Origin of the sequence: Bradyrhizobium sp. 155, assembly GCF_023101105.1 — a bacterium.
In the GTDB taxonomy this organism is placed as follows: Bacteria; Pseudomonadota; Alphaproteobacteria; order Rhizobiales; family Xanthobacteraceae; genus Bradyrhizobium; species Bradyrhizobium canariense_D.
In genome coordinates this window covers 117,777-133,656 of sequence record NZ_CP064706.1, presented here as the reverse complement: position 1 = coordinate 133,656, position 15,880 = coordinate 117,777, and the positions used below count along the sequence as shown (strand labels likewise).

Genomic DNA, 15,880 nt, shown 5'->3' with positions numbered 1-15,880 from the left:
GGCAACGCCGACCTCTTCAGGATTTCAACACAACCCGGGACATCCCCCCGGCACATCGTGCTCCCGGTGCCTCTATCCCGACGGTCGCACCGTACCACGATACAGCGCACCGCAGCGGAACGGGTCTGCAGGCGGCCGGGTATCTGCCGCAGATATGGACGCCGGACGCCGAGACCAATGCAAGCGCAGGCTGGTGGCGCGTCGCTATCAGTTCGTGCGGCATCGCACGCGCCTCAAGAACGGGTGCATCCGATCCTGCACGCGCACCTGATCCCGAAGTGCCCGCATGCCGATCTTTTCAACGCCCGCAGCCGGGCGTGGTTGGCCGCTCAACAGTTGCCGGACGATGAATGCGCAGCCATCGATCGGCACGTCCGCGAGCTTGACCGGTTTACGGAAGACCTGGCCCTGCTCGACTGCGAGATCGCGCAGGACGCCATGGACGATCCCGCGGTCAACAGATTGATAACAATCACGGGCGTCAATCTGCGCTCGCCGCCGGGATCGTGGCGGCGATCGGCGACATCGGCCGGTTCAACAGCCCGCACAAGCTGGGAGCTATTTCGGGCTGAACCGGCGGGTGCGGCAGTCCCGAGCTCGGAGCGGCCCGCCACGGCCGCATCAGCAAGATCGGCCGCGGTCATGCGCGCGCCATGCTGGTCGACGGCCTGGGCAGCGGCCAACGCGCCCGGCTCACTGCATGCTCTTTCGTCCACATCCACGCCCCGGCGCGGCCATCAGATCGCCGCGGTGGCCGTGGCTCGCAAGCTCACTGTGCTCTGCTGGCATTTGTTGACGAACCGCTAAGATTACCTGTGGGCGCGCCCAGCGCTGGTCGTCAACAAGATCCGCGCAATGCAACTTCAAGCCGGACATCCACAACAGAAAGGTAGCCGCCGCGGACCTGCCTATGCCTACAACATCAAGGCGCTTGGCGCGCGCTGCCAAGCTCCGCGACCTTGTCGAAGACAAGCGCAATGGCCTCTTGCACGCGCCGATCTGGATCCTTCTCGTAGCGATCACCTGCCTTGACGAAGCCAAGCGGGGCCGTCACTACCAGCTCGCCGTAGCCCATAGCGAGCGCTGACGCAGCAGATCGAGCTCGTACTCGTTAAGACTGCCCTTGAGGCCGAGCAGCAGCCGGTCATTGCCGTGCCGAGGTGCGTAGATGCGTCCTGATCGACCCGCACCGCATCGACGACGCCACACATCTCGGTGAGTTGCTGCCAGCCCCGGCTATTGCGGGTAAAGCGCGACACTTCTCGTGCGCACACCGGGCCAACCTTGCCGAGGCATACCTCTGCGACCATCCGCTCGAAACCCGCGCCGCGAACTCAGCGCCGCCCTTCGACATATCGAAGGAAGGTCTCCGAAAGGCGGACGACCAGCTCTTTTAGCTCTATATTCTCTTTTTTCGAGAGAGCGAAGGGCGACCCTCATTCGCATCTCGTCGTCCGGACTCTAGGGCCAAAAGGTGGGCGGCTTTCGCTCGCGATCATTCCTTCCTCCCGACAGCGCTACCCCAAGGATACATGCTCTTAGAGACACCGATTCGCTGGTCAATATTGCTCAGTTTCAATGGCGAGCGCGTTGGTTCTCAAATGGCCCTGATCTGCCGCGACGCTCTCCGTTGTGGCTTGCTCTTGCCGCCAATCAGCAGACTCATACTGTCCAACCCTTCTATGCAGCCGCCTGAGTAGCGGCGAAGCCTTGGGCCATCGATATTGCAGGCAAACGTAGTCACCCGAAAATCCGCATCATTATTGCTTTGCCGAGGGGGACGGCGCGTATGCGGGTGAATGCGGTGACGTAGCCACCACAACAGAAAGCTCGATGAGTTCAATGCGCGTGTTGAGGGTCTCATCGAACCGGATCGCAAATCCATCCCCAGTGCGCCGCACGACCAGAGCGGCGACAGTTCTGTCCCGAAGAGTACAATGAGGCAGCGCCAACAGGTGGGGGATTGTTGCTCACGAAGCGGGCGCCCGTGATCGACATATCGGCCAAACGGTAGATGCCGGACCGCCCACCGATATTCAAAAGAACCAGCTCAGTTCGCTCGAACCGCTCGGCTTTCCGTCGCCGCGGCTGCTCGATAGACACCAGGCAGACGATCATCAGAATGATCGCGTTGTACAAACTCCAGGCGAGCGCCAAGCCGCCATAGGCGATCATGTCACCTTGCACATGAAGCACGAAGGCATAGCCGATACCGGCGAGCGTAATCGCCAATGCGGTGCCGTATACCCTGAGCAGTGACCATTCGATGAAGCGTTGGTCGCGATCCCCGCCCTTCGCGGTGACCTTGAATTTGTGTCCCTGCGTCTGGAGCAGCCCCGCCGCCACGGCCTTGAGAACCGCCGGCAGTGCAATGTATTGAGCGACATTCCGACATCACCGCCATGGAGCGTCCGCGGGAAATCCAGGCCATGGTGAGCGAATACCAGACATAGAAGGGTAGGAAATATCCGAGGAGTTCGAAAAGATCCGCCTGGACGGCTTCAACGCCGAAGAGGAGATAGAGGCTCGGAACGACGAGACCGAATACCTTGACGACATAGGTCGAGGTCCAACTCATAAATGCTTCGATGAGAGACAGCCTGTCGATAACATCCAGCTGCGATCTTCGGGAAAAAGGGCCACTACGCCCGCGAAAGATCTGCATGAAGCCAAGACACCATCGGCTGCGCTGGGTGATGTACTCCTTGAGTCCCTCGGGGGCCAACCCCAAGGTCAGACGCTCGTTCAGGTACACCGTGCGCGCGCCAATTTCCTTCAGCCGCGGCGTCAGTAGATAATCCTCCGTCACGGAATCGGTCGGAAAGCCGCCAATTTTCACAAGTGACGAGTGTCTGACAACTGACGACGTGCCGCAACAGAAAGCCACGCCGCACGCGTCCTTCGCTGGCATCAGAATATCGAAGAAGAAGCGCTGCTCGTCAGGCCAGACCTTGGTGGCGGCCAAGTTGGTTTGGATCGGATCCGCATTGATGAAATGCTGAGGCGTTTGCACCACGCCTACGCCAGGATCGCGGAACAGGCACATCGCGCGAGCGAGAAATTCGGGCATGGGAACGAAATCGGCGTCGAGGATCGAAATAAAGTCGGGGGGATCGGCGAGCCCCGTCACATGCCGCAGAGCGTGGTTGATGTTGCCGGCCTTGGCGTCCTTGTTGTCGGGCCGCGCCAGATAGCGGCAGCCGAGCTCGCCTGCAAGCTTCTGGAGCCAGCGGCGCCGCCCGTCGTCCAGCACCCAAACCCGATAGTTAGGATAGTTCATTCCAGTTGCGCCGACGATCGTGCGCTCCAAGATCGAAATTTCCTCGTTATAGGTGCAAATAAATACGTCGATCAGCGGTGCGTGCCGTCCGGCAAGCCACTGCCTGTTGGCTTCGACTTGCGATGTTCGATCGGTCGTGCGGCTGAGAAACACCAGCGACAGGGCCCCCGCCGCAAGCGATGCAGCCTCGGCGATGAGGAACAGAGATCCCAAGGCGAAATCGGTGGTCCAGCTGACGGGCGGAACCGTGGCCGTAACGCGCCATCCAAAATAACGGACCGTGAGCAGCAACACGATTGAAATCATCAGTGAACGCGCCGTGGAGTTCTCGCGCCGGAGCCAGGGAAGGATGGCAAGGCAGAACCCGAGCGCAATAAGGCACGGTGTCAGCGCGCGGATCATGGCAGAGCTGGCTCCGCAAATTCGGACAGTAGCTTGAGTGGATTTTCTGCCTGACAGCGGCGAGGATTCTTGCCGCGAATCAGGAGCGAAGATGACGAAGAAGAGCCGCCGGACGCATTCTCCGGCATTCAAGGCGTCATGACCGTCGCCGACGATTTTTGTCGTCGCTCTGGTCGGGCTACGCCCTCCCGACGCAACGACAAAATCGTAAGGCCCCGCGTTCAGCATAACCCGGCAGGAATCCACTTAAATCCCGCGGGGCGCTGTCCAAACAACCGGGGCCAGCTCTGATCGAAGGGCTGCCTGTCCAACCAGACGGCACTCGCGACGGTCTTCAAACTGCTCGAGGCCGCGCAGAGAAGCTGGCGTCGTCTCGATGGCCACAACCAGTTGCCAAAACTCGTTCTCGGTGTGACATTCAATGATGGGATCGAGGTCATCGCCAAGCCGGCCGACCGTCAGCCCATAATCGCCGCCGCCTGACCGGCTCCGGCCGTCACCAAAATTTGGCGATAGCTCCGAGACGTCGCCAGTCCGGCGGACCAAACGAGCAACTCGCAAACAGGACTATGCCCCCTTCCTGCTCCCAGTCGAACCTTGTGCTGTCGGCCCAGATGCAAAGCAGGACTACCGCTATCTTCCTAGCAATTGTGGCCTGCGTTCTGTCCGGCACAGAACTTGCTCACTTCTCGCAGCATCGCGCACCATTGGACTGATGGTGATGCCTGAGGATCGGGCGTTGAGAATGCAACCCGCTCCCGGAACTCTTACAATAACACCAGATCAGCGGAGCAAAGCCATGGAATATGTCGCGCTGGGGATTGCTGCGATCCTCTTCATCGCGGTTCTCGTCGGTTGGTGGTGGGCTGTTCGGAAGCTCTTCTAGTGCCGAGTTTGTACCCGCAGGTAATCGGAGCCGCACGCAAACTGCGTCAGAGCCAAGCTTGCCATTGACGTCCAAATGACCGCCTAAGCCTTCAAGAGAAGGTTACACATCTTCTGGCGAGAGCTTTGGGCCCCCTACTGTTTCTAACGTAGCATGAAAGCTTTGGATGCTGGGGCGGACCTCTTTGTCCCTGGCTCCATGAATGTCAAGCCCCGACTTTCTGTAGTTGAACAGGTCGGCGACATCATCTTGAACTCACTCGGTAGCATCCGGGTCGAGATCGAGTCTGTCGCATGATAGAGGTTTTCCGTCGAGATCATTTTGCCACAGTCCGCCCCGCTCAGCTTGTCGTCGTCAATGGTCGCTCGTTCGAGTGGCTGGACATCCGCACCGACACAGCCGCCCAGCTGCGTGATCCGGTGACGCTCGAACGAGCGTGGGTGCCCCTAGTCGCGATCACCGTTCCGGCGCAGCCACAATGGGCGCCGACGCATCCCGCGACTTCAGAGGCTGGTCGACCATTTTGCAAGTGTTCTTACCGCGGTGTTCGTCGGAAAACAGTCAGCTCTTCGCGCCGAAGCTGATTATACGGATCGGGCTTGAGCTATCACCCAAAGTTGGTGACGGCGGGAATCGGAAAGGCGGCATATCGTGGGGGTGCTTGACGCCTCCACTTCTCCACCGAAGGAGCGATATGCCGTGTCCAACGATAACGTCATCCATCTGATTCAGCCAGAAATCTTCGACGATCAACTCACAGAAGTCTTGCGCAATGGGGCGTGTGCCCTGCTGGCCCAGGCGGTCGAGGCCGAGGTTGCAGATTTTCTCGGCCATGCCGATTTGCCGATTTGAAGACCCGGGACGGCCACCAGCGCGTCGTCCGCCACGGTCACCTGCCGGAGCGCGAGGTGATGACCGGCATCGGTCCGGTCGCCGTCCGCCAGCCGCGTGTACGCGATCGCGAAGCGGACGCCGCCGATCCTGGCCGCATCCGGTTCTCGCCGGCGCTCCTGCCGTCCTACATGCGCCGGTCGAAGTCGATCGAGACGCTGCTGCCGATCCTTTACCTGAAGGGTATCTCGACCGGCGACTTCTCCGAGGCGCTGGCTGCGCTGCTCGGCAAGGATGCTGCCGGGTTGTCGGCCTCCGCCATCGGTCGCCTGAAGGATGGCTGGCTCGACGAGCACGCCGCGTGGCAGAGGCGCGATCTGTCGCCGATATAGCGCGACAATCTGGATGGGAAGCGCATTGCGTCGCCAGAAATGTTCCTGAATGCTGAGTTGTTGCCTCACGTAAATTGCTCCCCAATGGCAAGGGAGCGCAGGGACAACGATGAGGCGATTGAGTATGGCGACGCGCAAGGAACTGAAGTCTGCTTTGGCGCGGCGCTACAGCATGTCGAGCCGCGTCGAAAAGGGCCGCATCCTCGACAGTTCGTTGCGATCACGGGCTTCCATCGGAAGCATGCGATGAGGATGCTGCGCTGCGGCCGCAAGCTCACACTCCGATACTCCGGCATGAAGCACCATATCCCCCGCTACAGCTGCAGCCGCGCCTGGATGGACAATGGTGGCCCTCACTGCATCGGCTTCGGCGGACTGCGCGTCGATGATGCAGTCGAGGAAGCGCTGCTTGGCGTCGTCGGTCCGGGCGCTATCGCCGCTGCAACCGCGGCCGCCAAGGAAGCCAGGGAACGGCGGGATCAGGTGCGCGATGCTCTCAGTCGCGACCTCGAAGCGGCGCGCTATGCCGCCGACCGGGCCTTCCGGCAGTACGATGCCGCTGACCCCGCGAACCGGCTGGTGGCGGGCGAGCTTGAAGCGCGCTGGCACAGGGCGCTCGCTCACGCGGCGGAGGTCGAGGGCAAGATCGCAATGCATGAGGCGGCGACGCCGGTCCCCATTGCCGATCCAGCTTCGCTCGGCGATCTAGCCTCGAACCTCAAAGCGGTCTGGGATGCGCCGACGACGGATGCTCGCCTCAAGAAGCGCGTTGTGCGCACCCTCATCCATGAGGTCGTGGCCGATATCGACGATGCGGCCTCCGAGATCGTCCTCATCGTCCACTGGGTCGGCGGCGTTCACAGCGAGATACGCCTGCCCAAGCGCCGGCGCGGGCAGCGTAACAGCACCTCCGCCAACATCATCGAGGCTGTGCGCCGACTGGTGCTGATCGCCAGCGACGATCTGATCGCCGGCCTCCTCAACCGCAACGGCCTCGAGACCGGTAACGGCAATCGCTGGACGCGCGAGCGTGTTACCTCGCTGCGCTCGAACTATCGCATCCCGGTGTTCAAGCCCGCCGAGGACGGCATCGAGCCCTAGCTAAACCTCAGCAACGCCGCCAAGCTCCTGAAGATCGCGCCCAAGACGCTCCGGCTGGCCGCTGAAGCCGGTGAATCGAAGCCATCCATCCTCTGTCGGATGGTCCTTGGATCTTCGCCCGCAGCTCGCTGATAACAACTGCTGCTCGATCTATCGCCGAACGAGCGCGACAGAACCCAAGATACCCCACGGGATCGAATCCCAATCAGCAAAGTCTTTTCTCTTCAACAACATAGACAGATGGGTGTTCTGATGCGCGGTTGCGTGTTCCAGCCGATCGTGATCACCGATTCCAGGCCATCGTGATCACCCATTCCAAAGCATCGTGATCATCGTTTCCAGCCGATCGTGATCGCTATTTCCAGCGATCATGATCGGGGGCAACGGGGAGGCGCGCACCGCTGACAGTCTGCAACCCGGCTACCTTGGTCTTTTGCCCAACCGCAGAGGATCGAGATGCCGACAGAGAGACTGTCCATGCGCCACATTCGTGAAGTTCTACGCCTGCACTACAGCGTCGGCATGTCGCAACGCGCCATTGCCCGCAGCCTGCGCTTGGCCCAGGGCACGGTCAGCAAGTACCTGAACCGAACCCGCCGCGCGGGCCTGACCTGGCCGTTGCCGCCAGAGCTGGATGACGATGTCGGGCTCGAGAACCGCCTGTATCCGCCACCATCCGATCGACCCAGCGACGAGCGTCCGCAGCCCGATTGGGCGGTGGTGCATCGCGAGCTGCGGCGCCCGAACGTCACGCTGATGCTGTTGTGGGAGGAGTATTGCGACGCAAGCTCCGACAGCTTCAGCTACTCATGGGTTCTGCGAACGCTACAAGGAATGGGCCGGCCGCCTCAAGCCGACCCTGCGCCAGGTTCATGTCGCCGGCGAGAAGCTGTTCGTCGGCTATTCCGGCCACACGATGGAGGTGGTTGACGGGCTCACGGGTGAGGTACGCAGCACGCAGATCTTCGTCGCCGTGCTCGGCGCCTCGAACTACACCTACGCCGAGGCCAGCCTCAGCCAGAGCCTGCCTGACTGGATCGCCTCGCACGTTCGGGCCTTTGCCTTTTTCGGCGGCGTGGCCCGGCAGACGGTGAGCGACAATCTGAAGGCCGGTATCACCCGGGCTTGCTTCCACGAGCCGATGGTCAACCGGACCTATGCCGATCTCGCCCGCCATTACCGCACCGCCATCGTTCCAGCGCGGCCGTATCGGCCGCGCGACAAAGCCAAGGCCGAAGTCGGGGTCCAAATCGTCGGGCGATGGATTCTGGCGCGCTTGCGCAACCGCCGCTTCTTCTCACTCGCCTCCCTTAATGAGGCGATCCACGCGCTCCTTGTCGACCTGAACGATCGACCGTTGCGCAGCTGGGGACGAAGTCGCCGCGACCTGTTCGAGGAGCTCGATCGTCCGGCGCTGACCCCTTTGCCGGATGAGCCGTACGAGTACGCCGAGTGGCAGCGCTGCCGGGTCAACCTCGATTATCACATCGAGATCGCCAAGCATTACTACAGCGTCCCTCACAACCTCGTTCATCAGGAGGTTGAGGCCCGCATCACCCAAAAGACCATCGAGATATTTCTCCGCGGCAAGCGGGTGGCCTCGCATCTGCGCAGCAGCTTGCCACATCGCCCGACCACGATTCCCGAGCATATGCCGAGCTCACATCGCCGCTATCGCGACTGGACCCTTGAGCGCATTCGTTCGGAAGCCGCCAAAGTCGGTCCCGATGTCCAGACGCTGATCGACGTCATCCTGCGATCGCGGCCACATCCGGAACAGGGCTTCCGCTCGGCCATCGGCATTCTCGGGCTGGTCAAGCGCTACGGCCAGGAACGCGTCGATGCCGCTTGTGCCCGGGCGCTGCTGCTCAACGCCCGGTCGTACAAATCGGTCGCTGCCATCCTCAAGAACGGCACCGACAGAACCGCGCCTCCCGCCGAGGAGGCGCCCATCCTCTTCCACACCAACATCCGTGGCCGCAGCTATTACAATGATCAGGAGAGATCAGCATGCTCATTCACCCCACCGTCGATCGCTTGCGCGCACTCGGCCTCGCCGCCATGGCCGATACCTGCGTCGAACTGCAGAACAATCCCGAGGCGGCCGAGATGCCGCATGCCGATTGGCTCGGCCTCCTCGTCGATCGCGAGGCCACCGCCCGCGACAACCGTCGCATCACGCGTCGCTTGACCAGCGCCAAGCTCCGTCAAGCCGCCGCCATCGAGAACGTCGACTACCGCGCCGCTCGCGGCCTTGACCGTTCGCTCTTCCAGAACCTCGTCACCTGTCAATGGATCCGTGACAGCAACCACCTGGTCATTGTCGGCCCAACCGGCACCGGCAAGTCCTGGCTTGCCTGTGCACTCGGCAACAAGGCCTGCCGCGATGGCTTTTCCGTCCTCTACAAGCGAACATCCCGCCTGTTCGCCGATCTCGCCCAGGCGCGCGGCGAAGGCCGTCTGGCGACGCCTGATCGCTGCCCTGGAGCGCGTCAATCTCCTCATCCTCGACGACTGGGGACCCGAACCGCTCACCGCCGACCAGCGCCGTGATCTGCTCGAGATCGTCGATGATCGTTACGACAAGGGATCGTTGTTGATCACTAGTCAGGTGCCCGTGTCGCAATGGCATGATGTCATTGCCGACCCCACGCTCGGCGATGCGATATTGGATCGCATCATTCACAATGCTCATCGCATCGAGCTCAAGGGCGACAGTCTACGGCGTCAGGCTGGCGAAAAGAAAAAACCGTGAGCACCTCGCGCACGATCGCCCCGCCGGCCCACAGGCCCCTCCCGCGCGCGTCGCTACGTCGCTCGTGGGGCCACTCCGCGCCGCGCACGGGGCCCGCCCATGGACCGCCGGGACGATCTCCAAACCAACCCGCCAATCTTGACGAGGAGACTATTTCGAGCCCAGATGCAATCGTCAGCCGTGTTCGCCTCCGCACCTGATCGCGATCACTGGAATCCGTGATCACCATCGCCTGGAACACCTGATCACCATCCCTGGAATGCGCAGCGCGGTTGTAGAAGTCGAGATACCGGCCGATCGAATGTCGCGCCTCGCCGACGGTTTCGTAGGCTCGCAAGATAGACCTCCTCGTATTTTACGCTGCGCCATAGCCGCTCGACGAAGACGTTGTCCCGCCAGGCACCCTTGCCGTCCATGCTGATCGCGATGTCGTGGCTGGCGAGGACGCCGGTGAAGGCCGCCCCAGTGAACTGGCTGCCCTGGTCGGTGTTGAAGACCTCCGGCTTGCCGTGACGGACCATCGCGTCCTCCAGCGTCTCGACGCAGAACGCCGCCTCCATGGTGATCGACAGCCGCCACGACAGCACACGGCGGGTCGCCCAGTCGAGCACCGCGGCGAGATAGACAAAGCCACGTGCCATCGGGATGTAGGTGATATCCATCGCCCACACCTGATTGGCCCGCTCGATCGCCAGACCGCGCAGCAGAGCTGCCGCGGCTGATCTTCAAAACTTCCGCCTGCCTGGTGATCGACAGATCGTGTCCACGGTCGATCATCGCTTTGCGCTCAGCAATCCCGCCTTGGTGAGCGCTCCTTCTAAAAAACTGGTCTCAGCGCTGCTCGCTCCCTGTGGGATAGAAACGCATTGCCGCTAGACTGCGGCCGGAAGGGAGCGGCCGATATGATTTTGGTGGCATGTGACCCCGCTAAAAAACCTGGTCCATGGGCTGTTGCGTACGTGAGAGTGGTGACGCCGTCCCGGCGATCCCGTTTAGGAATCTGAATAAATTGCGCAGCCCAGCCCTTCCGCCGTGTCAGCAGGAGGATTGGAGATGAACCGCAACAAATCGAAATCCAGGGCCGACCGCACGATGCCCATGGTGCACCCGAACGCGGCTGCCATCGACATTGGCGCGACCATGCACATGGCTGCCGTCAGGGCAGATCGCGCACCTGAGCCGGTACGCAGCTTTGGTACCTTCACGGCTGATCTGCATCGGCTGGTCGACTGGTTTACAGAATGCGGCGTCGAGACCGTCGTCATGGAATCGACCAGTGTCTACTGGATCCCGATTGTCGAGCTTCTCGATGCACGGGGGTTCACTGTGTTTCTTGTCAACGCGCGCGATGCCAAGCACGTGCCGGGGCGCAAGACCTGTCAGCGACGCGCAGTGGCTGCAGCGGCTCCATTCGTTCGGGTTGCTGCGAGCCAGCTTTCGACCCAAAGGGCAGATTGCCGAACTGCGAGCCTACGTGCGTCAGCGGGAGCGTCTGCTGGAGTACGCGGCTTCACACATCCAGCATATGCAGAAAGCATTGACTGAGATGAATCTTCAACTCCACCACGTTGTAGCCGACATCACCGGTGCGACCGGCCTGGGCATCATTCGCGCGATCCTTGCCGGCGAGCGCGACCCTGAGGCGCTGGCGTGCTTACGCCATTACAGCTGCCACTCCAGCGCCGAGACGATCGCGAAGGCGCTCACCGGTAGCTACCGTGCCGAGCATCTGTTTGCGCTCGATCAGGCACTCGCCATTTACGACGCCTATCGCGAGAAGGCATCTGCCTGCGATGTCCGGATCGAAGCTGTGTTGAAGGAACTCAGCACCCCCAGGGGTCGTGATCATGGATCAGCACCGCCAGTCTCGCGGCGTCGGAACAGAACCGATCAGGCGAACGCTCTGGCTTTCGACATCCGGGCGGCGCTGTTCGTGTTGCTCGGAGGACATCACTATGATCGACGGCCTCGGCCCTTACCTTTCGCTGAAGTTGATCGCGGAATGCGGCGACGACCTTACCTCATGGCCTAGTGCAAAGCATTTTACCTCCTGGCTGGGGTTGGCTCCGAGCAATAAGATCTCCGGCGGCAAAGTGCTCTCGTCACGAACGCGCCGATCCGGCGGTCGGGCCGCGGCTCTTCTGCGCCTCGCTGCCGTCACCGTCGGACGCACTGACATCGCGCTCGGCGCCTTTTACAGTCGCCTCTCGTCCCGCGTCGGCAAGGCCAAGGCGGTGACCGCCACGGCCCGCAAGATCGCAGTCCTATTCTACAACGCGGTGCGACACGGAATGGAGTATGTCGATCCGGGGGCCTCATCCTACGAGACGCGCTACCGCACGCGAGTCGTCAACAATCTGCATCGGCGTGCCAAGGCATTCGGGTTTGTTCTCCAGCCAGTGGAGCCGAAAGCTGGTGCTGCCGTTTCTCAGGAATCGTTCTCCAGCGTCAGCTCGCCGATCTTGGCGTGCAGCGACTTTACGTCCACAGCCGGCACGGCGGCCGTCACACTTCCAGATCCGAAAACCTCGGAAGCTCCTCCCTCGAGCTGCGCCTTCCACGCCATAATCTGATTGGGATGGACGTCAAATTGCTCAGCCAGTTGAGCTATCATTCGGTCGCCCTTCACGGCAGCGAGTGCCACCTTGGCCTTGAAAGCCGGCGTGTGGTTCCGGCGCGGTCGTCTGCTCATGGTCTCTCCTGTTCGCGGCGATTATCGCCGCCGTCAGGCAGAAACTCCACTTATCCTCCTGTTCAAATTTGCGGGGCCAGCTCTCTCTGACCAGCCAAGAATCGCAGAGCGAAAGCCGAAGGGAAACCAATTAATCAAATGGGAGAAAAGCTCCGCTTACAACCATTCCATAAGTTCGATTGATTAAATTCATAGGTGTTTGTTGCGCAAAGTATGTTGATTTGGCGGGTCTCTCAAGGCGATCGGATCTGTAGGCAGACTAAACGGGTCGTGTGGGGACTTGTCCGGATCGCGACAGATTGACGACGGTTGCCTCAAGCTCGTGGAGCATGCCCGTGATCCCGTCGAAGAGCGCGTCGATTTGGTCCTTGTTGACGATCAGAGGTGGGCATATCGCTAACGCATCGTCGATATTCCGCACAATGATTCCTTGCTCGAGCATCAACCGGCTCGCGAAAGTGCCGACGTCTCCCAGAGTAGCAGCGGCTACCTTCCGCTCCTTGTCCAGCACCAGCTCGATTGCCGCAATGAGGCCAACGCCGCGGACTTCACCGACGAGCGGATGGTCGCTGAGCGTACGCAGCCGTTCCTGCATGTAGCTGCCGATGCGGCTACTGTTCGCAATCAGCTCCCGCTCCTCGATGAGTTTGATGTTTTCAATCGCGATGGCGGCGCCGACCGGATGACCGCCCCCTGTGAAGCCGTGAGCCAGCACTCCAACCCTATTACTCTCTTCCGCGATAGGTTCGAACATGGAGTCATTCATTATGATCGCCGAGAGTGGAAAATAGCTGGACGTGAGCTGCTTCGAAACTACGATTACATCGGGCGCGATGCCGTAGGTTTCGCAACCGAACATTGTACCGGTCCTGCCAAAGCCGCAAATTACCTCGTCGGCAACTAAAAGAATGCTGTGCTGTTTTAGTACGGTTTGTATTTTGTCCCAGTAAGTCGGCGGCGGAACGATGACGCCACCCGCGCCCATTACAGGCTCAGCGAAGAATGCTGCAATGGTATCGGGACCTTCATGCTGAATCAGCGACTCGAGCTCTTCGGCCCGACGCGTCGCAAAGGTCTCCTCCGATTCGCCGGGACGACCGTCTTTGTAGAAATGGGGGGAGCCCGTGTGCAGAATGTTCGGCAGCGGCAGATCGAACGAGCGGTGGTTGTGCGGCAACCCGGTCAGGCTTGCCGCAGCGATCGTGACGCCGTGATAGCCGCGTAAACAGCTGATGACTTTCTTGCGCTGAGGCTGGCACAATGCATTCGAGCGATAGGCGATCAGCTTCAGCACTGTGTCATTCGCCTCCGAGCCGGAGTTTGTGAAGAACACCTTACTCATCGGCACTGGAGACATCTTCACGAGCTTCTCGGCGAGCTCGATGGAAGGCCCATTCGATCTTGATGCGAAGGTATGATAGAATGGCAGGACTTGCATCTGACGATGCGCGGCTTCGATAAGTCGTTTCTCACTGAAGCCAAGTCCCACACTCCAAAGACCGGCCATGGCATCGAGGTAGCGGTTTCCGGCCGTGTCGAAGACATAGGAACCGTTTCCGCGCTCAATGATGAGCGGTCCGGCCTCTTGGTGCGACCGCGCGTTAGTGTAGGGATGGAGCTGATAAGCTACATCTCTGGCCTGTTGACAATTGGGCTGCATGGTCGACCTCACGGCATCGGTCCACAATTTGACCTCGGGAAACATGATAGAACACAAACAAGATCACATATTTGCAACGACGCGAGCGAGTATCTCTTTGCAATATCCGCTCGCCAAACGATAATCCGAGCCTCGTTCGGCCCAACTTTGGTCAGCCCTTCACGACTTCTGCCGGCGCGCCGAACCGCCTCCGAACCGGCCAAGTTGCTCGTAAATGCGTGACCGAGGAGCTGCTGATATGCTAGTCGGAGTGAGCTCGCCACCCGCCAAAGCTTGTAGGCTCTTATTTGACCCTTGGTACGAATCCGAGAGCCGATTGCTTCCGTGTTCGGCTTGGTACGGTTGCGACTCTTCGGCCAAAGCAATCCGTTCACGGAGGTCTTGCTGCAATTCCAGACAAGGCTCGGCTGATCCCGTGCTGACGTGAGATAGCAGCGAACCGTTATTGAACAACGATTGCTCCGCCGAGGCCGCCCGACGCAAATGATGCGCGCATCCCCCGGTTGACCTAAGCCAATGATTGCTCTGCCAGAGCTCCCAGCTGTGTTGCCGTTGGAAGTAGGGGATGTCCCGGGTTCTGTTGAATTTCTGAAGAGGTTCATGACGAGAGATATCACACCGGCTGGTTCGCCGGCGACCGGGGCTGTGGACGAAGCGTTTGCAGAAGTGCGGGCGAGCTTTGATCGGTTCTGCCTTGCGGGGATCGAGGCGCTCGGCACGATGATGGCGGCGGATGTCACGGCGGCCTGCGGGCCGCGCCACGGTCGCGATGCGGCGCGGCGGGCGCACCGTTAGGGCCAACGCGGGGACGGATCGGCTTCCACGGCGGCAAGATCGAGGTCGAGCGCCCGCGGGTCCGGGGCGTGGGGCGAGGTCACGATCCCGAGCTGGGAAACGGCGGCGCAGGAGGACTGGCTCGGTCGCTGGGCGATGAACCTGATGCTGATCAATGTGTCGACGCGCCGGTTTGGCCGCGCCGTCCGGCTGCCCGAGGGTGACGTGCCGGCACCGCCCGGATCGGGGGTTTCGAAGTCGGCGGCCTCGCGGAGGTTCGTCGCACTGTCGGCGGCGCGGCTGGCCGACTTCATGGCTGCCGATCTGTCCGCGCTCGACCTTCTGGTGGTCCAAATCGACGGGCTGCATCTCGGCGACGATCTCGTGCTGGTCGCCGCGATCGGGGTTGACGGCGAAGGCAACAAGCATCCGCTGGCGCTGGTGGAAGGGGCGACCGAGAATGCCGCAACGGTTCAGGCCCTGCTCGACAACCTGGTCTCGCGCGGGCTCGACCCGGCGGTGCCAAGACTGTTCATCGCCGACGGCGCGAAGCCGTTGTCGAAGGCGATCCGCCGCACCTTCGGTCCGGCCGCTGCGATCCAGCGCTGCCAGATCCACAAGGCGCGCAACATCATGGAACGCCTGCCGAAAGAGCATCATGCGGCCACCCGTCGGGTGCTGCGCCAGGCCTGGGAGCTCGATGACGCTGACAAGGCTGAAAAATTGACCGCAATCTCGCGTGTCGACTCGACCAGCAATGGCCCGGCGTAGCGGCCAGCATCCTCGAAGGCCTGGACGAAATCCTGACGGTCGTCCGGTTGAAGCTGCCGAAGGAGCTTCGTCGATCGCTCGCCTGTACCAACATCGCCGAGAACATGATGGGCACCATTCGCCGCGTCACGCGCAACGTCAAACGCTGGCGGGATGCCGGTATGCCTTGCGGTGGCTCGCGGCCGGCATGATCGAGGCCAACAAGGGCTTCCGACGATTGAGGGCGCATAAGCAATTGTCGGGTCTGCGTGCGGCCCTTCAAGCTCACCACGATCGCATGACGATCAAGCCCGTTGCCCACGTCACCAGGGCCGCGTAACATTCATTCCGGCAATG

At 61.2% G+C, this 15,880-nt stretch carries 1 protein-coding gene and 12 pseudogenes; 8 read left to right on the top strand and 5 right to left on the bottom strand.

The annotated features are described in order from the left end of the window. Positions 1–125: 125 nt before the first annotated feature. Positions 126–933: pseudogene (locus tag IVA93_RS40145) on the top strand (transposase); the annotation flags it as partial. On the opposite strand, the pseudogene IVA93_RS40140 reads toward IVA93_RS40145, so the two are convergent. Both IVA93_RS40140 and IVA93_RS40135 read right to left on the bottom strand, forming a co-directional pair. Next, a pseudogene (locus IVA93_RS40140) lies at positions 929–1,334 on the bottom strand (recombinase family protein); the annotation flags it as partial. The pseudogenes IVA93_RS40145 and IVA93_RS40140 sit on opposite strands and share 5 nt — an antisense overlap. A gap of 406 nt (positions 1,335–1,740) precedes the next feature. Beyond that, a pseudogene (locus tag IVA93_RS40135) lies at positions 1,741–3,682 on the bottom strand (glycosyltransferase family 2 protein). Positions 3,683–3,973: 291 nt separating this feature from the next. On the opposite strand from IVA93_RS40135, the pseudogene IVA93_RS40130 reads away from it, so the two are divergent. The 5 pseudogenes from IVA93_RS40130 to istB all read left to right on the top strand — a co-directional run. Next, positions 3,974–4,165 (top strand): annotated as a pseudogene (locus IVA93_RS40130) (IS256 family transposase); the annotation flags it as partial. A gap of 1,102 nt (positions 4,166–5,267) precedes the next feature. Beyond that, positions 5,268–5,782: pseudogene (locus IVA93_RS40125) on the top strand (transposase); the annotation flags it as partial. A 255-nt stretch (positions 5,783–6,037) separates the two neighbouring features. Continuing rightward, positions 6,038–7,128, top strand: a pseudogene (locus IVA93_RS40115) (recombinase family protein); the annotation flags it as partial. Positions 7,129–7,348: 220 nt separating this feature from the next. After that, positions 7,349–8,885 (top strand): annotated as a pseudogene (istA, locus tag IVA93_RS40110) (IS21 family transposase); the annotation flags it as partial. Positions 8,886–8,902: 17 nt separating this feature from the next. Then, positions 8,903–9,647, top strand: a pseudogene (istB, locus tag IVA93_RS40105) (IS21-like element helper ATPase IstB). A gap of 256 nt (positions 9,648–9,903) precedes the next feature. On the opposite strand, the pseudogene IVA93_RS40100 reads toward istB, so the two are convergent. Continuing rightward, positions 9,904–10,478: pseudogene (locus IVA93_RS40100) on the bottom strand (IS3 family transposase); the annotation flags it as partial. 222 nt (positions 10,479–10,700) lie between these two features. Between IVA93_RS40100 and IVA93_RS40095 the strand changes: the two are divergent. Beyond that, a pseudogene (locus tag IVA93_RS40095) lies at positions 10,701–12,070 on the top strand (IS110 family RNA-guided transposase); the annotation flags it as partial. A gap of 11 nt (positions 12,071–12,081) precedes the next feature. Here IVA93_RS40095 and IVA93_RS40090 read toward each other — a convergent pair. Together IVA93_RS40090 and IVA93_RS40085 are read right to left on the bottom strand one after the other, a co-directional pair. After that, positions 12,082–12,339, bottom strand: a pseudogene (locus tag IVA93_RS40090) (transposase); the annotation flags it as partial. Between the two features lie 259 nt (positions 12,340–12,598). Next, the gene (locus IVA93_RS40085) at positions 12,599–14,044 is read right to left on the bottom strand and encodes an aspartate aminotransferase family protein (RefSeq protein WP_247365976.1); all 1,446 of its coding nucleotides are present in this window, start codon (positions 14,042–14,044) and stop codon (positions 12,599–12,601) included. 555 nt (positions 14,045–14,599) lie between these two features. On the opposite strand from IVA93_RS40085, the pseudogene IVA93_RS40080 reads away from it, so the two are divergent. Then, positions 14,600–15,863 (top strand): annotated as a pseudogene (locus IVA93_RS40080) (IS256 family transposase). The last annotated feature ends 17 nt before the right edge of the window (positions 15,864–15,880 follow it).

Bases quoted from the DNA above. Each gene is read 5' to 3' on its own strand.
- IVA93_RS40085 (WP_247365976.1), bottom strand. From the start codon at position 14,044: ATGTTTCCCGAGGTCAAATTGTGGACCGATGCCGTGAGGTCGACCATG.